The sequence below is a fragment of the Marinospirillum alkalitolerans genome (assembly GCF_045055655.1).
GTDB lineage: Bacteria > Pseudomonadota > Gammaproteobacteria > Pseudomonadales > Halomonadaceae > Marinospirillum > Marinospirillum alkalitolerans.
Map to the genome: position 1 here is coordinate 77,436 of NZ_JBANFI010000002.1, position 24,506 is coordinate 101,941.

At 50.5% G+C, this 24,506-nt stretch carries 15 protein-coding genes; 10 read left to right on the top strand and 5 right to left on the bottom strand.

Going from position 1 to position 24,506, the window contains the following annotated elements; genetic code table 11:
• Nucleotides 1–165: 165 nt before the first annotated feature.
• The 4 genes from ntrC to V6U78_RS03390 all read right to left on the bottom strand — a co-directional run bounded on the left by ntrC (nucleotide 166) and on the right by V6U78_RS03390 (nucleotide 5,426).
• The gene (gene ntrC / locus V6U78_RS03375; RefSeq protein ID WP_405337204.1) at nucleotides 166–1,641 is read right to left on the bottom strand and encodes a nitrogen regulation protein NR(I); all 1,476 of its coding nucleotides are present in this window, start codon (nucleotides 1,639–1,641) and stop codon (nucleotides 166–168) included.
• On the bottom strand, nucleotides 1,638–2,741 hold the full coding sequence (glnL, locus tag V6U78_RS03380) for a nitrogen regulation protein NR(II) (RefSeq protein WP_405337206.1): 1,104 nt from the start codon (nucleotides 2,739–2,741) through the stop codon (nucleotides 1,638–1,640). The genes ntrC and glnL overlap by 4 nt, the downstream gene beginning before the upstream one ends.
• Before the next feature lie 222 nt (nucleotides 2,742–2,963).
• Nucleotides 2,964–4,634: an ATP-binding protein gene (locus V6U78_RS03385; RefSeq protein WP_405337208.1), complete on the bottom strand. Its 1,671-nt coding sequence runs from the start codon at nucleotides 4,632–4,634 to the stop codon at nucleotides 2,964–2,966.
• A gap of 72 nt (nucleotides 4,635–4,706) precedes the next feature.
• Nucleotides 4,707–5,426: a response regulator gene (locus V6U78_RS03390; protein ID WP_405337209.1), complete on the bottom strand. Its 720-nt coding sequence runs from the start codon at nucleotides 5,424–5,426 to the stop codon at nucleotides 4,707–4,709.
• Between the two features lie 344 nt (nucleotides 5,427–5,770).
• On the opposite strand from V6U78_RS03390, the gene V6U78_RS03395 reads away from it, so the two are divergent.
• The 3 genes from V6U78_RS03395 to V6U78_RS03405 all read left to right on the top strand — a co-directional run bounded on the left by V6U78_RS03395 (nucleotide 5,771) and on the right by V6U78_RS03405 (nucleotide 9,348).
• Nucleotides 5,771–7,249 (top strand): mannose-1-phosphate guanylyltransferase/mannose-6-phosphate isomerase, encoded by a 1,479-nt coding sequence (locus V6U78_RS03395; protein ID WP_405337211.1) that lies wholly within the window; start codon nucleotides 5,771–5,773, stop codon nucleotides 7,247–7,249.
• A gap of 159 nt (nucleotides 7,250–7,408) precedes the next feature.
• Nucleotides 7,409–8,386, top strand: coding sequence for a GDP-mannose 4,6-dehydratase (gmd, locus tag V6U78_RS03400; RefSeq protein ID WP_405337213.1), 978 nt, complete (start codon nucleotides 7,409–7,411; stop codon nucleotides 8,384–8,386).
• Nucleotides 8,311–9,348 carry a GDP-mannose 4,6-dehydratase gene (locus V6U78_RS03405; RefSeq protein WP_405337215.1) on the top strand — a complete coding sequence of 346 codons (1,038 nt, stop codon included), beginning with the start codon at nucleotides 8,311–8,313 and terminating at the stop codon, nucleotides 9,346–9,348. Before gmd ends, V6U78_RS03405 begins: the two co-directional genes overlap by 76 nt.
• Before the next feature lie 80 nt (nucleotides 9,349–9,428).
• Here V6U78_RS03405 and V6U78_RS03410 read toward each other — a convergent pair whose 3' ends face one another.
• The gene (locus tag V6U78_RS03410; RefSeq protein WP_405337217.1) at nucleotides 9,429–10,871 is read right to left on the bottom strand and encodes a glycosyltransferase family 4 protein; all 1,443 of its coding nucleotides are present in this window, start codon (nucleotides 10,869–10,871) and stop codon (nucleotides 9,429–9,431) included.
• A gap of 115 nt (nucleotides 10,872–10,986) precedes the next feature.
• On the opposite strand from V6U78_RS03410, the gene V6U78_RS03415 reads away from it, so the two are divergent.
• The 7 genes from V6U78_RS03415 to V6U78_RS03445 all read left to right on the top strand — a co-directional run bounded on the left by V6U78_RS03415 (nucleotide 10,987) and on the right by V6U78_RS03445 (nucleotide 24,320).
• Nucleotides 10,987–11,772 carry an ABC transporter permease gene (locus tag V6U78_RS03415; protein ID WP_405337219.1) on the top strand — a complete coding sequence of 262 codons (786 nt, stop codon included), beginning with the start codon at nucleotides 10,987–10,989 and terminating at the stop codon, nucleotides 11,770–11,772.
• A 79-nt stretch (nucleotides 11,773–11,851) separates the two neighbouring features.
• Nucleotides 11,852–13,081 carry an ABC transporter ATP-binding protein gene (locus V6U78_RS03420; protein WP_405337221.1) on the top strand — a complete coding sequence of 410 codons (1,230 nt, stop codon included), beginning with the start codon at nucleotides 11,852–11,854 and terminating at the stop codon, nucleotides 13,079–13,081.
• A 34-nt stretch (nucleotides 13,082–13,115) separates the two neighbouring features.
• On the top strand, nucleotides 13,116–14,483 hold the full coding sequence (locus V6U78_RS03425; protein WP_405337223.1) for a methyltransferase domain-containing protein: 1,368 nt from the start codon (nucleotides 13,116–13,118) through the stop codon (nucleotides 14,481–14,483).
• Between the two features lie 41 nt (nucleotides 14,484–14,524).
• Nucleotides 14,525–15,523 (top strand): glycosyltransferase family 4 protein, encoded by a 999-nt coding sequence (locus V6U78_RS03430; protein ID WP_405337225.1) that lies wholly within the window; start codon nucleotides 14,525–14,527, stop codon nucleotides 15,521–15,523.
• Entirely contained in the window at nucleotides 15,520–17,937 is a 2,418-nt protein-coding gene (locus tag V6U78_RS03435) for a glycosyltransferase family 4 protein (protein ID WP_405337227.1), read from the top strand. Before V6U78_RS03430 ends, V6U78_RS03435 begins: the two co-directional genes overlap by 4 nt.
• A 261-nt stretch (nucleotides 17,938–18,198) precedes the next feature.
• Nucleotides 18,199–21,918: a DUF4214 domain-containing protein gene (locus V6U78_RS03440; RefSeq protein WP_405337229.1), complete on the top strand. Its 3,720-nt coding sequence runs from the start codon at nucleotides 18,199–18,201 to the stop codon at nucleotides 21,916–21,918.
• A 269-nt stretch (nucleotides 21,919–22,187) separates the two neighbouring features.
• Nucleotides 22,188–24,320, top strand: a complete 2,133-nt coding sequence (locus tag V6U78_RS03445) for a hypothetical protein (protein ID WP_405337231.1) — start codon at nucleotides 22,188–22,190, stop codon at nucleotides 24,318–24,320.
• The last annotated feature ends 186 nt before the right edge of the window (nucleotides 24,321–24,506 follow it).

A 24,506-nucleotide genomic window follows, 5' to 3' on the forward strand; every position in this document is an offset into this window, starting at 1 on the left:
ATGCATTAAACGCGAAGAATTATGTAGTAAATTTTCAGGAAAACACCCATAAATGAAGCAAGAAGATACAGGATAATGCACAGAAAAACATCTGTCATTAGACCAAGAGAGGAGAGGCACCAAGAGCGCTCGATTCAGGCCCGCGCTCTGGTGTGTGTATCAAGACTATTCGTCTTCGTCATCGCCGCCTTCGCTGTGAATATCCAGCTCTTTTAACTTGCGTGTTAGGGTATTGCGCCCCCAACCCAGAAGCTCAGCAGCATCACGCTTACGCCCTCCTGTTTGTTTGAGCGCAGCATGAATCATAATCCGCTCAAAGGCTGGCACGGCTTTATCCAACAGATGTGTTTCACCACGCTGTAAGGCTTGCTCGGCCCAGTATTTAAGCGCGGCCTCCCAATCACTGGCAATGCGCCCGGGTGATTTTGCAAGCAGCTCAGGGGGCAGATCATCCAGCAGCACCTCGCGGCCAGAAGCCATTACCGTGAGCCAGCGGCAGGTGTTTTGCAGTTGGCGCACATTGCCCGGCCAATCCAGACGGCATAAGTAATCGAGCGTTTGTGCGTGCAGCACCTTGACCTCGCTGCTGAGCTCACGCGCGGCAGACGCCAGAAAATGTTCGGCCAAGCGCGGAATATCTTCGCGTCGGTCTTTCAATGAGGGGAGGTGCACGCGGATCACGTTCAAGCGATGAAAGAGATCCTCACGAAAGCGGCCCTGCGCAACCAGTTTTTCCAGATCCTGATGCGTGGCCGCAATAATCCGTACATCGACCTTCACGGGAGTATGGCCGCCCACACGGTAAAATTCGCCATCGGCCAGCACCCTGAGCAGGCGGGTTTGGGTTTCTGCGGGCATATCGCCAATTTCATCAAGAAACAAGGTGCCCTTGTTGGCCTGCTCAAAGCGCCCCTGCCTTTGTCCTGCGGCCCCAGTAAAGGCCCCCTTCTCATGACCAAAAAGCTCGGATTCAATTAAATCCTTGGGTATTGCGGCCATATTCAGCGCAATAAAAGGATGCTGCGCGCGCGGGCTATGCTGATGCAAGGCATGGGCGACCAGTTCCTTCCCTGTGCCGGATTCACCATTGATCAGCACGGTGATGGTGGAATGCGATAGACGGCCGATCGCACGAAACACCTCCTGCATCGCAGGGGCTTCACCAATAATTTCTGGATTGTTTTTATCCTGCGCCAAAGGCTGAGGGGCTCTTTGCGCTTGCTGTTCGGCTGCATGGGCTAGGGCACGCTGGACAAGGGCAACAGCCTCATCAACATCAAAGGGTTTGGGCAGATATTCGAACGCCCCGCCTTGATAAGAGGCCACGGCGCTATCTAAGTCTGAATGGGCCGTCATAATAATCACCGGCAGCTGGGGATACAGCTCATGGGTTTGCTTGAGCAGATCCAAACCATCCATGCCGGGCATACGAATATCCGAGATTAAAGCATCAGGTGGCTGTTGGAGCATATCGCGCAAGGCCGCATCAGCACGCTCATAGCAGGTAACTTGAATCCCCGCTTGCTCCAAGGCTTTTTCAAGTACCCAGCGGATTGATCGATCATCATCAATCACCCACACCTGACCACGAAAAGGCAAGCGAGAAGCATCAGGCGCTGCAACAGGATGGGTTGGGCTCATAGTGTCACTCCTTGTTTTTGTTCTGCCTCTGACGCATCAAAGGGAATCAGTAAACGAAACTCGGTATGACCTGGCTGACTGGTGCATTCAATCAGGCCTTGGTGCTTTTGTAGTGCGGCTTGGGCAATCGTCAGGCCCAGCCCCGTACCCTGCGCACGCCCACTGACCATGGGATAGAAGATATTCTCTTGCATCCCTTCAGGAATGCCGGGGCCGTTATCAATGATTTTGACCTGGCAAACCAAGCGATGCCGCTCTGCGCCTAGGGTGAACTGGCGCTTGGCACGACTTTGCAAAATAATGCGCCCTTGGGTATGGCCGCTCTCAATTAAGGCTTGCATGGCATTGCGCACAATATTCAACACAGCCTGAATCAACTGCTCAGGATCACCATAAAACTCAGGCAGGCTCGGGTCATAGTCACGTATCAAGCGGATATGATCACCAAATTCGGCCTGCGCCAGGGTATAGACTCGCTCCAGAACTTCATGAATATTGAGCAGGCGCATGGCTGGGAGCTGATTCGGCCCAAGCATACGATCGACAAGATTTCTGAGCCGATCCGCCTCTTCAATAATCACCTGGGTGTAATCCTTGAGCTGGTCATCGGGCAGCGCCCGCTCCAGAAGTTGAGCCGCACCACGAATCCCACCCAGCGGGTTTTTGATCTCATGGGCCATGCCGCGTACTAAAGCGCGCACAGTTTCCTGCTTATTGACTAAATCTTCTTCACGCGAGATACGCAGCTGGCGATCACGCGGAAAAATCTCCACGATCAGCTGGGCCTGATGGGCCAGCTCAGCAATCGGCGATACGGTATAGTCTACGGTCAGTGTTTCACCATGATGCAGCTGAAGACAGGCTTCGCGCTTGGTAAAAGGATGGCCGGTGAGCGCGGCCTCTCTCAGGGTGCTCAGGCCATCCTCTGGTTCCTGAAACAAAGCGGGCAGCGGTTGGTGACGAAAACGCGTCAGACTGGCCGCGAGCAGCATTTCCGCTGCTGGATTCATATAGGTCAAATTCAGATTCTGTTCCAGCAACAGCACCGCTGTAGTCAGATTCTCTAAAAGATGACGAGGGAGTTCGGATATTGGACTCATCGCTTAACCTTGCCGCAAGAAAATCCCATGATCGGGAAGGAGCACTCTCTATTCAGGCTGAATGCAAATGCCGCACCAAGTTGAATAGAGAAGCCGTATCGATCGCCAGATCAGGCACTAGGCGCTCCATTTTTTGCGCTCAAGGGAGGATGTGTGCGCCTCAATCCAGCTTGTTACGCACTAGAATAGTGCATTTTGAGAATGGCGCACGGTTTTTGATCATTATTGGGGCGGGTATTCGATCGGCGGTAGGTCATCGGCCTGTTCTTTCGGAAAAATCAGGCTAAAGCGTGCACCACCAAGACGCGGGCTGCGATCGACCAATGCGCTGCCACGGTGCCAGTAGATGATACGCTGCACTATGGACAGCCCTAAACCATAGCCGCCAGAGCTACGGGTGCGGCTATCATCCAGTCGCGAGAAGGGCATAAAAACGCGTGCCCAGTCCTGTTCAGGAATGCCGGGGCCATCATCTTCTACATCTATTCTGAGCGTATCAGCCTCAATCTGAATCAACACGATCAACTGTTGATCCGCATAGCGCAGCCCGTTACTGACCAGGTTTTGCACCGCACGCTGAAAATAACGCGCTTCTACATCAGCCTCGGTCGAGCAGGCTTGTTCATTCATGCACACCACCTGCAGCTGGATCACCGAATGAGTGCGCTGAAAGCCTTGCACCACTTCATCAACCAGCGCGCGGATATCATGGGTCTGAAAATCCAGCTGTAATTTATCCTGCCCAAGTCGTGCATAGGTCAGAATCTCGTCAATCAGCTGATCGAGTTCATCAATATCCTTGTCTACGCCTTGGGTTTGCTTCATCACGCGCTGATAAAAGGCCGTATCCTGAGCATGATCCTCGGCCAGATCTTCGATCATCTGCAAGCCAAAACGAATCCGCGCGACAGGGGTGCGCAGCTCGTGGGAGACGGCATGAATCATTTCCTGCTGGGTGCGCAAAAGGCGCTGCACCTGCTCCGCCATGCGATTAAAGACCCGCGCCAGCTGACCAATAAAATCAGGCGTCTCGACTTCCACACGCGCATCCAGATTGCCCGCTGCGATCAAGCGTGAGGCTCTTTCTAAAGGATGAAGTCTGGCTTCAAGGCCAGCCAGCAACCACCATAGACTCAGTGCCAGTAAGATCACAATTAAAGCCGCCATACTGATGATCACACTGGCAGGATAGGCATCAAACAAAAATACAGGACCAAGCTCCAACCATTGCTGTGCATCCACCTGTATATAGCCAGTGAAGCTGCGGCCATCAGGGGCCAACAGCAAAACAGATTCACCTTGATCTAGCAGGGCGCTCTGACGCTGATTCACAACCTGAGGCATGGTTTCCAGTATCGCTAACGGATAAGCAAAACCAGCTTGATGCTGCTGCAGAAAAACGCGGCGCTGTTGAGGAGATAAAGGCAGGAGTGCGCGTTGTAGCAGCACTAAGGAGGCGCGGCTTTTTTCTTGCGCCATATAACGAAAATGCAGTTGTAGCAGCTGATCAGGCAGCGGCGTTGCCCATAACACCGCCCACCCCTGTTCATCATGATCACGCAGTACAGGGCGCGCCTCAGCAAGGCGGCGTGCTTCACGCTGACTTAAATGTGCCGCACGAAGGGAGATCAGCTCAACCTGAGGCCCTATGCGGTGATTAAGAGTATCCAGCCAAGTTTGTTGATCCTCTGCTGCCAAGGCATGTAACTCTTCGGCAAAAAGCCCCATCAGGCCTGAAAGCTGCTGCTCCTGATAAGCCTCTAACCTGACCTGATTCACCACCTTAACCAGCAGCAGGCTCAGCAGCACCGCCACCAGCAAGGCCATAAAAATGCCAAGATAGACGCGCAGAAAAACCTTGCCAAGACGATGGCGCACAAAACGATGAGGCATAAGGCTCAATCCCTTTCAGTCCAGCATCAAGGCAAGCGCACGAAGGCAGCAATGAGGCTACACAAGCACACTTTAGACTTCTTTGACGAACAGATAACCCTTGCTGCGCACTGTTTTGATCCGACGCGGATGCACAGGATCATCCCCTATCTTGGGCCGAATACGGGAAACTCGGACATCAATCGAACGGTCCTGCCCATCGTATTCAATACCACGCAACGCCGTGAAAATCTCTTCGCGCGTTAACACACGTCCTGCACCAGAAGCCAGTAGCCACAACAAATCAAATTCTGCACTGGTCAGATCGATACTATTGCCGGCCAACCAGGCCTCGCGCATCGCGTTATCAATCACCAGATCACCGAACTCCAGACGCGTAATCTGCTGCTCAACAGGCTCAAAACCAGCTGGCTGGCTTTCAGAGCGGCGCAACAAGGCACGAATCCGGGCCAGCAGAACACGTGGTCGCACGGGTTTGGCCACATAGTCATCAGCACCCATTTCTAAACCAAGGACCTGATCCATATCATCTGTGCGTGCTGTCAGCATCAGGATAGGCAGATCAAGGCTCATCTTCACACGGCGGCAGATGCTCAAGCCGTCTTCTCCGGGGAGCATCACATCCAAAATCACCAGATCTGGTTGGACCTGATGGATACGCTCAACGGCACGCGCACCATCACTCTCGACTTCGACTTGAAAGCCATTGCCTTCCAGATATTCACGCGTCAGCGTAGCAAGACGTTCATCGTCTTCAACGATTAAAACTTTAGGTGAGAGGTTAGCGTCCACTTTCTATCTCGCTTATTCGAAGTCTTGTAGGGCTGACGAAGCCGAGTCATGAAACTTCGTTCAGCAAATTGTGTCTTGAACACCAGGAGATTATAAGAGGGTGAGCGGAAGGACTGCAAACTTAGTCAACAAAGCCGAGTCACATCCCCTTGAACCTCAACACCTTTATCAGGTCGTAACCAGCAAGAAAAAGAGCGGCCCTCACCTTTCATCAACGGCTGCACAGCCTTTGTTGTTCAGGATCAGATAAAAGCACAAAAATGAACACCTGCCCTTGGAGTGATTGTTATTTAAATATGTTAATCTTGAAGTTTATTTCTTTGACCCTTAAATAAGTGAAGACCATGAGCGCCACAGAATCGATTCGGCCATCTCTCTATCCTGTTATTCTTTCCGGTGGATCAGGCAGTCGTCTCTGGCCTGTTTCACGCAAGCTCCACCCCAAGCCTTTTATGCGCCTGCCTGATACACAGACGCTGATGGCCAAAACCTTTCAGCGTGCCAGCCAGCTCCGCGGTGTCAGTGACCTTTTAACCGTCACCAATCGCGACCTTTACTTTCGTACCCGTGATGAACTGGATAAAAGCCTGCAACCAGATCAGTGCCTGCACCAACATTTTCTTCTTGAGCCTTGTGGGCGCAATACAGCGCCAGCCTTAATCACTGCCGCGTTGTATCTCGAAAGAGAAAGGCAAATCAACCAGTACCCACAGGCTGAACCCTGCATGCTGGTGATGCCGGCGGATCACCTGATCACCCATTTTGAAGCCTTTCAGCAGGCGGTAGATCAGGCTGTTGATCTTGCTCAGGCTGGACAGCTGGTCACCTTTGGTATTCAGCCTACCCAACCAGAAACCGGCTTTGGATATATTCAAGCGGGTGCCAATCATAAAGTGAAACGCTTTGTTGAAAAGCCAGATGCCGCCACAGCGCAAAGCTATCTGGATCAAGGCGATTACTATTGGAATGCTGGTATTTTCTGCTTCAAACCCAGCGTGCTGATTGCTGAATTTGAACAGCATGCGCCAAGATTACTCCTCCAGGCACGTCAGGCACTGGAAAGTGCGCAAGAGCTATCGAGTCAAGCATCGAGTGGTCAACTCAAGCAGATTGAGCTGCTTGAGCAGGATTTCAGACAGCTGGATGATATCTCTATTGATTATGCCCTACTCGAAAAATCAGATCAGGTCGCGGTTGTCCCCTGCGACCTTGGTTGGAGTGATATCGGCTCCTGGACAGCCTATAGCGAACTCTTACCCCAAGATGCGGATGGCAATCGCATTGCTGGCGATGTGGTGGCACTGAACACACACAATTGTTTTATTCATAGCCCCCATCATCTGACCGCGACCCTCGGTATCGACGATTTGATTATCATCAACACCTCCGATGCCGTCTTGGTTGCCCATCAGGATCAGGCCCAAGAGGTACGCCAGGTGGTGAGCCAGCTCACCAAAACCGGCCATGAAACGCATCTCACCCACCCTACAGTCCATCGCCCCTGGGGAACCTACACAACGCTTGAAATGGGCGACAACTTCCAGATTAAACGCATTGTTGTCAAACCAGGGCAAAGCCTATCACTGCAACTCCATCATCATCGCAGCGAACACTGGGTGGTCGTCAGTGGCATGGCTAAGATCGTCAACGAAGAGCAGGAACACTATCTTCGAGTCAACGAATCCACCTTTATCCCCGCTGGCAACAAACACCGCCTTGAAAACCCCGGCTTGATCGATCTGGTGTTAATCGAGGTACAAAGCGGCGCGTATCTTGGTGAGGACGATATTGTGCGCTTCCAGGATGTCTACGGGCGACAATAAAAACTAATAAAAACAGGCCAATACAGTGAACTCTGGATCGACCTGAACCACTTAACCTATTGGAACACTCTAAGATTCACCGAAGTCTATCCAATAACGCAATGTGCTTTGCTATGATAGACCGAGTACTTCAGTTCGGTTTGCTACGGAATTTCAAAAATGACAAATAAAGCTGCACTTATTACAGGCATCACGGGTCAGGACGGTGCTTACCTCGCACAACTTCTTCTTGGAAAGGGTTATGAAGTCTACGGTTTACTGCCCAGACGCAGCACATCAGAAGTAAACTTAACACGTCTTGAATGGCTGGGGATTGAAAAAAGCGTTCAGTTCATTGATGGCGATCTGAATGATCTTTCCAGTCTGATCAGGGCCCTACAAAAAGCACAGCCAGACGAAGTTTACAACCTAGGCGCGCAATCTTTTGTACAAACCTCATGGGACCAACCTATCCTGACTGGCCAAGTTTCAGGGCTAGGTGCAGTCAACCTGCTTGAAGCCATTCGCCTCACTCGACCTGAAACACGCTTCTACCAAGCCTCAACCTCTGAAATGTACGGCCTCATACAAGAACCCATGCAGAGCGAAACAACACCCTTTTATCCTCGCTCTCCTTATGCTGCCGCAAAACTTTACGCACACTGGATGACCGTTAACTACCGTGAAAGTTTTAACCTCTTCAGCTGTAGCGGTATTTTATTTAACCATGAATCTCCACTACGCGGCCTAGAGTTTGTAACACGCAAAGTCACAGATGGAGTGGCACGTATCAAGCTTGGCCTCGCAACAGAGCTGCGCTTAGGTAATATCGATGCCAAACGCGACTGGGGACATGCCCGCGATTATGTTGAAGCCATGTGGTTAATGCTCCAGCAGGATAACCCTGACGACTTCGTTATCGCCACAGGACAAACAACAACTGTTCGCGACATGTGCACGATTGCCTTTAACGCAGCAGGTTTAAAGCTCGAAGACCACCTCGTTATTGACCCACGCTTCTTTAGACCTGCAGAAGTAGACGTTTTACTTGGCAATCCAGCTAAAGCTATAGCCAAACTTGGTTGGAAACCCAAAACCAGCCTTCAGGAAATGATCGAAGAAATGCTCGCGGCCGATTTAAAGCGCTTACAAAAATGAGCTCGGCTTCTAGAATCCTGGTAACAGGTGGACAAGGGTTTGTTGGTCGGGCCCTTGTTCCCAAGCTACAACAAGCGTGGCCGCTGGCAGAGATCATGATCACTAGCCGTTCTAGGTCTTCTAAGCAAGCTCAAGGCGCAGTTCGTGTCGCCACGCTCGATATTAGAGATACGCAAGCCACTAAGCTTTTGGTGCAACGCTATCAACCTGAGATGGTTGTGCATCTTGCAGCACAAGCTAATGTCGGTCTCAGCTTTCAGCAACCTGAGCTAACCTGGCAAACCAATCTTCACGGCAGTCTGAACCTATTTGCTGCACTTGAGCAACATACGCCTCAAGCGACACTACTGGTCATTAGTTCATCTGACATCTATGGCGCCAGCTTTGCTAGCCAGCAAGCTCTGGATGAAAATGCGCTCCTGCAACCACAGAACCCTTACGCTGCAAGCAAGGCAGCTATGGATCTTGCTGCAGGAGCACTTGCAAGAACCAGCCAACTCAAGGTTCTTCGAGCCAGAGCCTTCAATCACACAGGGCCGGGACAAGACGAAGGCTATGTATTACCCGCTTTTGCGGCACAGATTGCACGGATTGAAGCTCAACAAGAAGACATTCTCAAAGTTGGTAATCTAGATGCCGAACGAGACTTCCTACATGTCGATGATGTTGCTGAAGCCTATGTGCAGCTGCTCATGCATGCCCAGCACCTAAATAGCGGTGAAATATTTAATATCTGTTCAGGCCAAGCACACAGTGTTCAAAGCCTTCTTGATCAACTGCTGAGTTTGGCAACTCAGAAGATACAGCCAGCTGCTGATCCTGCGCGCATGCGACCTAGCGATTTACATCGTGTACAGGGTTGTGCCACCAAGCTAAAAGAAGCAACAGGCTGGCACCCCAGCAAAAGTATCTCACAGACTTTGGAAGACCTGCTTAACTACTGGAGGCAGCACATCCAGTAACGCCACACCTGGCCTGAACCTTAAAAAACACTCAGATGGTGAGCCCAAAAGTGCTGATTAACCAGCCACTCAAACTGGCTCTATTTTTTTTCGGCCGTCCAGCCTTGGCGCTGCAAAGCAGCTAATAGCATTTCACTACTAGCGCGCCAGCTCAACCACTGAAACTCAGGATCAGGCTGTAAGTCTTGTGGAATTCCCTCCTGCTCAATCTGCTTGATCTGCGCTGCCAGCAGGTGCGGGGAGTCCAAATCAAAATAGCCCACATGCTCACCACCTACTTCACGATGCACGTCTAATCGACTTGCCAGAACGGGCAAACCCTGCTGTAAGCTCTCAATAATCGGCAAACCAAAGCCTTCTGCTTGAGAAGCAAAAATCAGCATTTTGGCCGATTGATAACAATAAGCCAGCTCACTGTCTGTGACATCCTGCCAAAAGTGCAAGCGATGGTTCAATTCAGTGTGTTGACGAATTCGATCAAGCAAAGCCTCAACCTGCCAGCCCGAGCGCCCTACAAAAAACAAATTCACATCCAGCCCCTGAGCCCATAATTCTTCAAAGGCATCCAGAATAAAAGCGTGATTCTTCCTTGGCTCGATCGTTGAAACCACTAAATAGGTTGGTCGTGCGGATAAGCGCTCTTGCAGCAAAGGTCTTGGAGGCTCAGAATCTTGCAGGGTCTTTTTAAAATCAGCTCCTAATAAAAAGTAATCATAATCCTTGTGCTGAGCCAGCTCGGGCTGCTGCTCGGCAAGGAAGGCCCTCAGCTGGCGCTCTACCGTATGAGAAATACAAACAAAACCATCGACACGACTCAGCGCATCTGCAAACCACTGTTTAAACACCTGCGCCAAAAATGCATCACAAAACTGAGGATGCGTAATCGGTATTAAATCATAGATGACTGCCGTCACGCCGCCACCGCGAGCACGAAAAGCCTCCACACTCGGCCAAGTCTGGCAGTACCAGGTCGAGTCCAGCAGCAAGAGATGATCGCCTGGCTGCACCTGACTAAAATCACCCACTCTAGCCCCCTCATCACGACCAGGAGCAGACTTGCCGAGAAGAGAGCGTACCGGTTGCCAGATTCGATCTATCAACCAACTCAAACCAAAAGTATGCCGAGGTGCAAACAAAAAGTGTTTGACTGTTGGATGATGACCACTCAAAGCAGCCAGTAATTCGCGTCCGGCAAAATAAACACCTTTGAAATAAGCCAGAACACGCTGCTTAAATGGCGGCTTTTCTTTTTCTTGATGAGCCTGATCTGGAAGTAACTGAGTCGCAGCAGGATAGAGGTCCTGCTCGGTTAACTTCTGAAAGCGACCTTGTCCAATCGCGACAGGCTGCACCTGAAAGCCTTGCTCAGCACCCAGAATAATGAGGTGTTTTACCACCTGACGGACCACGCGCTGAATGCCCGTGTTTAAATGTGTATGCTGTGCTAAGTAGGTAATATCAATATATAAAGTAGCTTGTACCTTTGAGCCCTGAGACTCAACAGAAGAAGAAACAGATGACATAATGAGACTCAATTCCAGAATAAAGCAGCATCATACCACCCACAGACAAGAGCGCACAGCTCGACCTCACGAGGGCTATGTTATACTCGGCACTTTGCTTATCTGAGTAGACATTATGTTCATCAAGCTCTCGCTTTTGCTTCGCTTTACTCGCCAAGACATGATTGACCGGCACGCTAGTGCTGCTCTTGGTGCACTCTGGACGTTTATTCTTCCCCTATCCCAAATATTGATTTTTACGCTGATTTTTTCAAATGTCATGGGACTACGCCTGATGTCTCTTGGCTTAGAAGATCTCGGCCAATACAGCTACAGCGTTTATCTTGTCATTGGTCTGCTGGCTTGGCTGGCTTTTTCCAACACCATCAGCCGAGTGACGCAGGTCTACCAAGACAAGGCTGGGCTCATCCACAAGGTTCACCTACCTTTACTTGGTCTTCCTCTCTATATTCCGCTTTCTGAGCTCATTTATTACGCCATCGGCATGGCCTTCTTCACCCTCTTCTTATTCTTCATTGGCTTTCAATGGACCTGGTATTGGTTATGGCTTGTGCCACTGATGGCACTCCTTTTTCTACTTGCCTATGCTCTGGGCCTGCTTTTTGCTTTGCTCAGCGTCTTTATTCGTGACACGCGCGATTTAGTCGGCATAGGCCTACAGCTTCTTTTTTGGATGACCCCCATTGTTTATGTCATGGATCTCCTGCCTGCGCGCTGGCATTGGATTTTTCAGTTCAACCCGCTTTATCACCTCATCAATGCGTTACGTAGCGCCCTACTCGTTGGAACCATGCCACCACTCCAACCCTTAATCATGATTTTTTTAATGGCCGTGGCATTACTAAGTGGCGCACTCTGGCTAGGTAGGCGTCTAGAAAAAGATCTGCGCGATTTCATATAAACCAAGTCCATATGCCTCTGAAGGCTTTCTGGTGCGCACCTTAAACTGGGTGACTCGTTCGATAAAAGGTGGTTCTCAAGTGATCCATGTTCAGCACTTAAGTAAACATTTCAAGCTCTACGCCAAGCCTTCTGACCGCTTAAAAGAGGTTTTTCTAAGGCGACCGCTGCACACAACACACATCGCTCTCAGAGATATCAGCTTTCACGTACAAGCAGGAGAAACACTCGGCATCCTCGGACAAAACGGTGCTGGTAAATCAACGCTCCTCAAGCTACTCAGCGGCGTGCTTCTTCCTGATGCAGGCCAGCTTGACATTCAAGGACGCGTCACTGGATTGCTCGAACTCGGTACTGGGTTTGATTTACAACTCACAGGCCGTCAAAACATCATGACGAATGGTCTGTTGATCGGTATGTCAGCAACAGAAATACACGAGCGGGAATCCAGCATTATCGAGTTTGCTGAACTTGGTGCCTTTATCGATGAGCCATTACGCACCTACTCATCAGGCATGACCATGCGACTGGCTTTCGCGATTGCGATTCACGCACAGCCTCAGGCTTTTCTGATTGATGAGGCCCTGTCTGTTGGCGACGGACACTTCCAGCAAAAATGCATTAAACGTATTCGTCAGTTTAAAGAGCAAGGAGGCGCCATTATCTTTGTCTCGCATGACCTTAATGCAGTCAAACAAATCTGCGATCGAGCATTGGTTCTCGATGCTGGAGATATCGTCTACGAAGGCGATCCAGAAAGCGCCGTCAATGCCTATAATCGAATCCTGGCTCGTCTAGATGAGGCCACAGCAGAGCAGGAATCCGCTGCACGACGTCAGCACGCCTATGGCACAAAAGAAGCCGTGATTCTGGATGCCACACTGGTGGGTCAAGACTCGCTGGTTGACTTACTTTCTAGTGGTGAGCAAGCCCACTTCCGAGTCACTTATATGACCCAGAAAGACCTGCCAAAACTGACTTTAGGCTTTGTGATTCGTGACCGTTTTGGTCAAGATGTCTTCGGCATCAACACCCATTACCTTCAACAGAGCCTACCCTCAACGACAGAACAGCGGCATTGTGTTGAATTTGCCTTTCCCATGCACCTTGCCCCAGGAAAGTACACTCTCACACTCGCTCTGCATGGAGATGAACACCATCTTGAGGCCTGCTATCACTGGGTCGATAATTACCTGACTTTTGAGGTTGCAGGGCTCAAAAACCCACCGTTTGCAGGGCTAACCTACCTGCCAACACAACTTGTCAACCTGCACTCTGAACCACATACCAGCCAGAGCCAACCCCACTAGGAAGGCCAGCCAACACCAAGGAGCCTGCACTAAAATGACAAATGAAGAACTCTTAAACCGCCTTTTCAAAGAAGCAGAACAACTCAACTTTGAAGGCATCCAGCAGCTTTATCCCCACAGTATTGAGCTGCCGCCTCACCAGCCTCTTCAGCCTGAACTTCCATTCAAAAAACACTATCAACTGATAGATTTGATGCAGTTTGATGGTGATGCCTTGATTCACAATACCTATCGGGCATTGATGCAACGCAACCCAGACCCACAAGGCCTAGCCCACTGGCAAGCGCAAAGGGCACAAGGGCTCAGCAAAATTGATTTCATTCTTGCCCTCAAAGCCTCTGCTGAAGCCATCGCACAAGGCGTTACTCTTACCGGCATTGAGCGCATCGAACGCCTCAAAAATAGCCGTTTGGCAAGGTACTGGCCTCAATTAGTAGGCTGGCTGGTGCGCCGCCATGAACGAAAACTTAACCAACGCGCTTACCAACCTCTAGCGGCTATCTGGGACACACAGATCAACCAGCTGCAACAACAGCAAGAGCAACAACAACAGGCGCTGCAACAACTTTTTTACCTTCCTACTAGTCAACTCCGTTTACTGGCAAACCGAGTACAACACCTTGAATATCAGCTCGATCTGAAAAGCGGTGTTTTCTCCTCTAGCAGCGCGACATCCTCACAGGACACCAGCCAATCTGATGTGCAGGCAAACACATCCAAGGCTCTGGATGCTTTTTATCTGGCCTTTGAACAAGCCTGCCGCAGCTCTCAGCAAGCACTTGAACAGCATTTACAGCAATATTTAACCTACCTCCCTCCAGCCAACCAAGCGGGAAAACTGGTTGATATCGGCTGTGGGCGCGGGGAATGGCTACAACTTGTCAAAGCACAGGGATATCAAGCCATCGGCATTGAAATCAACCCAGTGATGCAAGACTTTTGTCAGCAGCAAGGACTGCAGGTTGAACTCACATCCTTTCTGCAATGGCTCCAAGCTCAACCCTCAGCAAGCCTGGGTGCTATTACTGCCTTTCAAGTAGCAGAACACCTCCCCTTTGAGCTGCTCTTTGCACTGGTCCAAGAGGCCAAACGAACACTGCAGCCTGGTGGTCTACTGCTGCTTGAAACGCCGAATCCTGAAAACCTGCTGGTTGCCAGTCACACCTTTTACCATGATCCAACGCATCGCCACCCTCTCACACCCACTCTGATGCGTTTTCTAGCAGAGTACGTTGGCTTTGTATCACCTGAGATACTGCGTTCCAATCCTTATCCTCAAGAAGCCTTACTCAGTGGTGAAGATGCAACAACCCAGCGCATCAACGGTCATTTCTGCGGCCCTCAGGACTTTGCTCTGCTCGCCATTCAGCCGGATCTCACCCACCAGGTCAGCCAGATTTAGCCGCTATGCGAATTCTTGTCACCGCAAACCATGTGCCCTTTATGCCTGGCGGCGCTGATGTGCTGGTCACCAGTCTGATGCACGCACTCAAGCAAACCCAGCATGAAGTTGAGCTGTTACGCCTTCCGTTCCTTTTTGCACCTGAGCAGGCCATCCATGCTCAGATGGATTACTGCGAGCAGTTGGATCTGCAAGCACCCAACGGACAACCCATCGATCTTTTACTCAGCCTTCAGTTTCCAGGCTATGGTATTCATCATCCACACCACCGCATTTGGCTGATGCACCAGCACCGTGCCGCCTACGAACTTGCCCCGACGATAGCAGAGACACCCGCGCAAAAAGCACTCAAAGAACGGATTCACCAATACGATCAGCAGCACCTACAACAAGCTGAAAAGCGCTTCACGATCTCTCAGCGTGTTGCCCAACGGATACAAGACACCACTCAGCTTCCGGCTCAGGCCGTCTATCATCCTCCGGCAGGCGAAGCGAATTTTTACTGCGCAGAAGCTTGGGATTATGTGTTCTACCCCAGTCGCCTAGAAACACTCAAACGCCAAGAGCTACTGATAGAAGCCGCCCGCTATCTGCGCACTCCACTCAAAATTCTGATTGCAGGCGATGGTGGGCAAGCCCAACACTACCAGCAACGCATCATCGAACTCGGCGTTGAAGATCGTGTACAGCTGATGGGGAGAATCACGGAGAAGCAAAAGCTCGCCTGCTATGCCCATGCGCTTGCCGTTGCTTTTATTCCCTGGGATGAAGACCTCGGCTATATCACTCTTGAAGCCATGCTCGCGGCTAAACCTCTGGTCACCTGCCATGATTCAGGAGGACCACTCGAATTCGTTCAAGACCAGCACACAGGCCTAGTCTGCACACCCGATCCGAGAGCACTCGCTGAAGCCTTCGACCAACTTTATCTTGATAAGAAAAAAGCCTATGCCATGGGACAGGCAGGACGTCAGGCCTATCAGGACCTGAATCTTTCATGGCAGCACACCCTCTCGCAGCTACTCGGAGACGCACCATGAAGCTAGCTCTGCTCGCGCCCAGCCCAGTCCCCTACACCCCTGGTGGAGCAGAAAACCTGCTCAGCGGCCTCTATGATGCACTTCGCCAGCAAGGCCAGCATCAAATCGAGCTACTGAAGCACCCCACACCAGAACATAGCTTTGCAGATCTACTGCATGGCTATCGTTTTTACAGTCGCCTTGATCTTACGCATTTTGATGCCATCATCAGCTGCAAATATCCCGCATGGATGGCACAACACCCGCAACACCTCTGCTGGATGCTGCACCCGTTACGCGGGCTTTATGACAGCTATCCCGCAGACTGGCCACAAGCTTTACACCAGGCTCCAGAAGCGCTGAATCCATTACTCTCTCTGCTCGCCCGTCAACCTGAAAGAGCCTGCTTAGAAGATAGCTTTGCCTTGGCCGAAGCCGCATGGAGTGATCACCCCGAATTGTTCGATCTTCCCAGCCCCTTAGTACGCCAAATCGTCCACTTCTGGGATCGCATCGCACTCCATCCTGAGGCGCTGCATGCCCGCTTTTGCATTTCTCGTACCGTGCAGCAGCGACCCAACTATTTTCAACAAGCGCACACAGTTCAAGTGCTGCATCCTCCAATCAGCCTCAAATCGTCACCCAGCTCACCCTCCAAGACCGAGCAGGCACACCAAGCAGCAACACCTTTCATTTTTACAGCTAGTCGCTTAGATGCCCCCAAACGCATAGATCTGATTCTTCAGGCCTATCAAAGACTCAACACATCTGTTGAGCTCCATATTGCCGGCACCGGCCCACAGAGCGCATATTTACAAGCCTGTGCAGCACAAGACCCGCGTATTCGCTTTCTAGGGCATCTCACTCAAGAGCAACTGTTATGTGCCTATCAGCAGGCAGAAATAGTGCTTTTTACCCCCTATAACGAAGACTACGGACTGATTGCACCTGAAGCTCTCAGCCAAGGCTGTCCTGTTATTACAACCAGTGATGCTGGCGGTGTCACTGAGATCGTCCATCATCAGCATAATGGGCTGATAGTGCCACCCAGCGCTTCGGCGCTCGCACTCGCCATAGCATCACTCTTAGATCACCCGCAGGAACGTCAACGCCTAGCCCAAAATGCCCAGCCCAGCGTAGCCCATCTCAACTGGCCAACCCAGCTTGCACAACTCATCGCGCCACTTAAAGAGCCAAGCATCCCGGAACACCTCTTCTCAAGCTCGCATTCAGCGCGCCCACTCAAGATCGTCGTTGCGGTGACCTTTCCGGCCTGGCCGGTACAGGGGGGTGGTCAGCAAAGGCTTTACCAGCTTTATCGCCAGCTAGCACGCCATTATCAGGTTGAACTTGTCTGCCTTGGTGCACGCAATGCCAGCCATCAGCTTGCAGACCAATTAATGCACCATGAATGTGCATACACCCCTGAGCAGCACCGCATCAGTGGCGGCCTGCACCAGCGTCTAGACAAGGATTTGACCGATGTCGCTGCGTACTACAGCAGCTTTTACAATCCTCAATGGCTTGCACGTTTGCAGCAGGCCACACAAGATGCTGATTACGTAATCACCTGCCATCCCTTTCTGCATGCCGCTATTCGTGGTGTCTGGGATGGCCCAATCCTCTATGAAGCTCAGGATATCGAGCCAGATGTCAAAACCGGACTTCTCGCAGGACTTGATGATGCCGGCCCCCTGCTGACGCTGATTCAGCAGATAGAACGCCGCTGCCTACAAGATAGCCAATTGGTTTTTACCTGTAGCCAGCAAGACCAGCAACGCCTCCATCAGCTTTACCCTTACCAAGTCCCCCCACAAAGGGTGGTGCCAAATGGCGTCAACACTCAAGAAACACCTTATACCTGCTATGCCGAGCGCGAGGCACGACGCACACGCCTTGGCCTAACAGGAGAAAGCCTGCTCTTTATGGGCAGCCTCCATCCACCCAATATCGAAGCTGCACAGCACTTTCTCCAACTGGCGCAGCGCTTCCCGCAACATGAGTTCTGGCTGGTTGGCAGTGTTTGCCAGGCCCCTGAACTGCACTATTCTGGTGCAAACCTGCGCACCTTTGGCCTTGTCAGCGAAGCCCAGCGCCAAGCCTTGCTTGCCAGTGCGACGCTCGCTCTCAACCCTATGCATTCTGGATCAGGCACTAACCTGAAAATGCTTGATTACACAGCCGCCGGCCTGCCCGTACTCAGCACACCCTTTGGCTTACGAGGTTTAAACCTGCCCCAAGATGCTGTCTATCAAGCCGAGCAATCACATTTTTCTGTCACAATTGAGGCCTACACTCAAACCAGTGCGGCAGAACGCGACTACCGTGCCAGCTTGGCAAGACAAAAAACTGAGCAAGAATATGATTGGTCAGTCTGCGCCGAGCCACTAATAAACTGGTTGGCACAGTCAAGTAGAGCCACGGGGCTTTATTAACTGATTTGATATACATCAAATAACAAAAAAGGGTTTCCTCCTCGCAAAAGAGTGAACTGGATCAAAAAGGCGTTAAATAGGCACAAAAGATAACGCTTTTGCATCGGTGAGCCCAGTTGACACCCCCCAAGGCGCGTGGCAAGCTGGGAGCAGAGGTTGAAATCAAAACTGGATGATAAAAACCGTGCAGCGGATGCCGACTTTACACCCCTCTGGCTTGCGGTTAGAATCCGCAAGCGCTCAGGAGGAACTTGAGCAACCTTGGCAAGCAAAGGCTCGCTTTTGCCTGCTTTTTGCAGTAATAAATTGATCAATTTATTAGCAATGCTAATGGAGAATAGAAATATGAGCTTTAACACAGAAGAGCTTTACGTACTGCGCAGCCACTTGGCACTGGGTCAGACTCCGACTCAAGCCGACCTGGAAGCAGCAGCTGAATTCAGCAACATCCGTGCGTTTGCGCGTGATCTCGTTGCAGGCAACACCCAGTCTGACGAAGACTTCGTATCTAGCCTCTACGAGAACCTGCTCGACCGTACTCCTGCTGCTGAAGAAGTACAGTGGTGGGCAGAGCAGATGGATCAAGGTCTGCGTTCTTTGACTAAAGCACAAATCCTTCTTGCGTTCCAAGACGCTGCAGCAAGCGAAGAAGGCGGCGTAGCTAACGCTAAAGTTGAAGCTCTCGGCCTCGAAAGCATTGATTTAGAGTTCGGCAGCACTGGTCCTGTTGATCCAATCGACCCTATTGATCCAGTTGAGTTCAATATCAATATCGCTGACGCATCAAGTGCACAAAACAACACTTGGAGCATCGGTCGTGAAGCTATTGATGCAGGTCAGGCTACCCTGTCTAACCAGTACACCATTTCGCTGAAAAACCAGCTGAATGATGCTGGCTTAACTCCTGTTGCTAGCGGCAATCCAGAAGAAGTTTACAACGCTTACTTCCTCAGCCCACTGCTGAGCAACATCCAGTCCTCAACTACCCAGTCTGAGCTGGTTCTGGAAGTCATCGACCGTCACGCTGAAACCAGCGCTGATGCACTGAAGTTCATGGCAATCCAGTCATTCAACTTCTTCTACAACGGCGAAAACATCGTTGTTTCTTCTGAAGCCATCCTGAACGCTTCTACCTATGAAGAACTGCGTGCCGCCATTGAAGCTGCACTGGTTGCTGACGGCCGTGGTGACGAGTTCACTGTACGCCTGGGCAGCGACTTTGAGCGTCAGCAAACAGATCCTAACACCCAAGAATTCACTGGCGAGCGTTTAGTTGGTCAACAGATCGTGATTGAAGCGACTGGCGACGGCGAAATCGTTCGTGGTGGTTTCGAAACTGGTGCCAAGCCTAACGCTAACCAGAACATCGACGTTGCTGCCCGTATGGATGACAGCGCCGAAACAACTGTTAGCACAGCTCTGATCAGCACTAACATCGAACTGCAAAACATTGGCTATGGTTCACAAGGTGCAGGCCTGAACGTTTCTGGTCAGTCTCAATCTAACAAAGCCATCCAAGAGTTCAAGATCGATGCACAAGCACACAGCTTGGCAAGCCTGGGCGTATGGTTGAAGAGCCTGTCTTCTAATCCTTTCCGCGATCCGACCCACCAAGGTTTAGAGCGCGTTGAGCTGACTGGTTCTGCACCCTACTTCCACGTAGGCAATCAGGGTGGCGAAAATGTTGTTCGTGGCAATGGCGGCATTGTTGATGTACGCGAATTTGCGGCTGGCAACTTTGGCGGCAACATCCAACTGGATGCCACTATCACTAGCAACATCATTGATCGTGACTTCAACCGGGTTGACACTGATAACAACCCAGCGCGTGACAACACTCCAGCCGAGTACAACCTGGGCCGTGGTGATGACCGCCTGTTGATCGATGTTGCTGTTGAAGCTCTGGCACACGAAGACTTCGCTCTGAACATCAACACTGGTGCTGGTAACGACTACGTTCACCTGCGTCTGACCGAAGTTGGTGGCTTGAATCAAAATGGCAACCAGTTTGCTAATCACCAGATGCTGAACAACATCACCATCGAAGCACGTAGCGGCAACAACACTATTCATACTGAAGGTGCTGGTAACGCAACCATCATCACTGGTGGCGGTCGTGACACCATCATGACTGATAACTCAGCTGCTAAAGCAACTTGGGTTTACAACGCTGCAAACACCCAAAGCGATGACCTGTTAGGCCAAAATTTGGCTCCTCAGTTGTTCTACGGTGCCCAGCTGCGTGTTACTTTTGCACCTGGTGAAAGCGCTGCTTTTGGTCAAGCTGGTTTTGAATCAGTTGTTAACATCCCAACTGCAGATGGTTTCTATGGCAACCAGAGCCATGTAAACCAAGCGATCAAAAAAGCAATCAATGAAGATGATGTTCTGAGCAAGCTGCTGGTTGCCAAAGACGGCCCTAACAACACGCTGATCATCGAATCTAAAATTGATGGCGAAATGCAGCAAGACAGCATCAGCTTTGACATCGTGCACGCTAATGCCGATAGCCAAGATGATGCAGGCTACCTGAGCCAAACTCAGATCAATGCTTTGACTGCTAAGCTGCGTGAAATTGATGGTGACTCTACAGCAACCTACACTCGTGCCGAGATTCAAGCACGTTTAGACGCAGCAGCAGTTGCTGATTCACCTGCTGGTGCAAACACGGGCGATAATCCTTTTGCTGCACTGCCAGACGTTGCAGAAACAACTCCAGGTGTTGCAGAAGTCTTGGCTGTACAGACTTTCGACTTTACAGCTAACGCTGCACAAACAGTTGACGAAACTGGCACGATTACCATCACAATTGATGGTCGAGTCTTTACTGCAACTTCTGATGCCGGTGGCGCTACCGTTGCTTCACTGCTAGAGCAGTTCAACAATGTAACTTTAGGCAGCTACACTGCCACTGTTGCTGGTAATGTTGTTAGCATCACGCAAACAGCGGGCAACGGTCGTCCTGTAGGTGCTGGTGTAGTTGCTGACGGCGTAATTTATACAGGAACTTTTGATCCAGCTGAAACAGTCGTAGTTGCTGACGGTACAGGTGCTTCTGTAGTGGGTGTTGAGGCTGACGCCGAAGTACAAACGCTGACTTTTGCTGCTGCAACAGCCAATGGCACGCTCCGCGTTGCTGGTCAAGATGTTGAAGTTGAAGCTGGCGATACTGCTGCTGTAGTTGCCGGTAAAGTTAAAGCTGTACTTGATGCTGCTGTAGCTGACTTGGATGGCATTACTGCTGATACTCAAATTGTCGTAGCTGGCAACACACTGGTTATCACCTTTGATGAAGATGCAGGCGATGTTGCTGACATCACAGTGAGCCAAGTAGGTGCTGGCGGCAGTTTCGGTGCCAACTCTAACGCTAACACTGATAACGTCATCAATGCAGGTGCTGGTAACGACGTGATCATTCTGTCTACAAGCACTAACGCTGAAGAAGTTATTCAGATCACTGGAACCAACAACGGTTACAACACCATTGTTAACTTTCAAGACGGCAATGCTGCAGGTGCAGATCAGCTGGACTTCACAGCTTACCTGACCACTCGTGTTCCTGGCCAAGACAGCACCAGCTTGGTATCCAGCTCACTGGAAAGCATTGGTCTGAGTGCCAATATTGCTGCCAACAAGGTCACTGTGATTGACTTCAACACTAATGCTGATGACAACGAAACTTTCGATCGTCTGACTGCTAACGTTCTGCGTAATGCACTGAATGACGAAGATGGCTTCGGTGGTCTGAACGAAGACCTGCTGACTGGCTTTGATAAGGGCGACTTCCGTGGCGACAGCTACAAAGCTGTTATCATGGTTCAAAACGAACTGAACCAAGGCGAGTACAAAGCATTCGAAGTCACTGTTGGCCTGGATAACGATGGCGATGCAACAGCAACCAGCGTTAACCTGATCGGCACTTACGACTTCGGTTCTGAACTGACCTTAGTTGATGCCAACATCACTGGTTTTGTAGCTTAATCTTCGGATAAAGCCACCCAGGTGAAAGGCTAATCCCGGCCACCTGTTGAACTGCCCGAGTGTTCAGTAGCTGCTCACTCGGCAGTTCAGAACCACCGGGACAAGGAAGGCCCGGCGCTTTACAAAAACCCCGCCTTCAACAAGGTGGGGTTTTTTGTTTGCAAAGCATATAAAACTGAACACAACAGAAGTAAACTCAAACAAGGTTAAGATAAATATCCTAACCCCTGAACACTCAGACGCTACGCGATGATTGCAAGAGGCAACCTATGACAAGTGCACAACAAATCCAGCAAATGTATATCGCCTACTATGGCCGCCCAGCCGATCCTGCCGGTCTTGCTTATTGGACACAGCAAGCTGAAGAACAAGGTATGGATTGGGTAACAGAAGCCTTCACTCAAGGCACTGAAGCAACACTAATTCAAGGCAATAAAAGTCAGCCACAACTGATTAATGACTGGTACCAGCAGGCCTTTGGTCGTGGCGCTAACCAACGTGAAATCAACGAAATCAGCAAGAAAATGAATGATGGAGTCAGCCAAGGCCAGATTCTGAAAGAACTGCTTGCCCAAGCTGAATCGAATCCAGCGGATAAACACACGCTGGAGAACCGCACCAAGGTAGCGGATAACTTCACCCAGCAAGTAGAAAAAACGGGGGCAAGTTACACTTTTAACGAAGTTGCTGCAGCAAATAGCTTGCTTTTAGCAATTTCTCCCAGCAGCAATGCATCAGATATTGCTAAGGCAATTCAAGCACTGATTAGCAATGTTCAACCAGGACGCCCTCTGACTGATGCTATCAACAAAGCCAAAGAAGAAGCCGGAATGGACAACAGCTCAGGCTCCGATGATGATTATGGCTCGGGTGATAACGGACAAGATCCTATTACCGTTCGTGACCTGCTGTCTTTTAACGACACAACACGTGCTTACGACATCGACTTGACTAAGTACAATGAGTACGTCTACTTAGACTATGTGCCAGAGGGTCGTTTTCAAGCTAGTGCGTTTCTTGATGGAACTAGCTACTACTCCACATCCTACAATCTGCCCACACCAACGAGCCAGCATTATCTAAACCTCATGGGAGACTGGTCTGAAAATACAATCTTTAACATCAAGGAAAGCTTGTTAGCCAATTTCCCTGGTGTTAAAGGTGGAAAAACGCTTTTAGCTGTTGAGCTAAATGACGGCAGCATAAATGTCCCCGCCAAAATGGCAGGCTTTAATGGCACCGTCCAATTGATTGCTTTCCAAGACCAAGAATTCAGCGGCAAGTTAGGTAACGCGATTCTGTTTATTCAAAAGACTCCAATGGATGACTCTGCCACCTTAACCGTCACTGAAGATGCTGTACTGGGTGATGGAGCAATGCTGATTGTTCAGCATGGCGCTACTATGGACCTAACAGCCGTCAACTTTGAAGGTTTTGAAGGGACGCTCACTTTAAGTGGAAATGGCACCTTCTTGTTTGCTGAAGGTGCTGGACTTGACGATCTGATTAAAAACAACATCATCGATGTAGCTCAAAACTCAAACCTTACCTTGAAAGAAGGTGAAGAAGTGTTTGACCCAGATTCAACCCCTTCAGGTGACGACCCCTTCTTCAGTGCGACTAAAACCTTGACTGTTGTGAGTGATGACAATGAACAAGCTGCAACCCTGCAGATTGATTTGTCAGCATTGGCAAATGCTTTTGCCGATCTTGGTGCTGGTAGCGATGTCACTGTAGCGAATGGTGTGATTGGTGCAGGTACTGGTGGTGCAGATACTACAGCGCTGAACGCCTTACTGAATGGTGAGTACGCTTCGATGGCTGCTTTCAAGGCTGCTGTTGAGCTGGGCGTTACTGGTTACACCGTTGCAGTAAACGAAACGGCGATACCACCCACACTGACCATCACAGCAACTGATGTAGTTGAAGGTCAAGATCTGACTGTTGGCACTGCATTTAATCTGTCATGGGATGATGCAGCTAGTGACCCTCAAACAGGCACGATTGCTGCGGCAGATGTAATCCCTGGTGGCACTGAAACCGGTGTTGAAGAAACCTTTACTGCGAGCACAGTAACCTTCGATCTGGCTGTAGCTGGTGACTGGGAAGGTACTGCACCGACTGGCGAAGCACTGGAAGGTTATGTGTTCCAGCTGACTGCTGGTGATACAACGCTGTTCACCTTCACTGTACTAGAAGATACAGGTACGGCAACACAAGCTTCTGAGCTGACTATGGAAATCGTTGCAGAAGCACTGCGTGCTGAAACAGCTGCTGGCTACACTCTGGGCGGTAGCGGCACTGAAATCACCGTGGCTAACGATGATGTCAGCCAAGCGAGCAGTGTTGAGATCGAGCTGGTTGGTTACTCAGCAGATGATTGGGCAGCTCTTGTTGGCTAATCATCACTAACCGCCTAACGGCACAGGGCTCACCCTTCCACAAGAAGCCAGTCAGCCCGACCCCTTCAAAGCGCAAGCTGGGCAAGGGGTGAAGTAAAAACCAAAAAACCCTCAGTCTACGGACTGGGGTTTTTGTATTAAAAATCTGTCGCTGTCAGAAAACCTAAAAAGGCATTTTCCCTGATT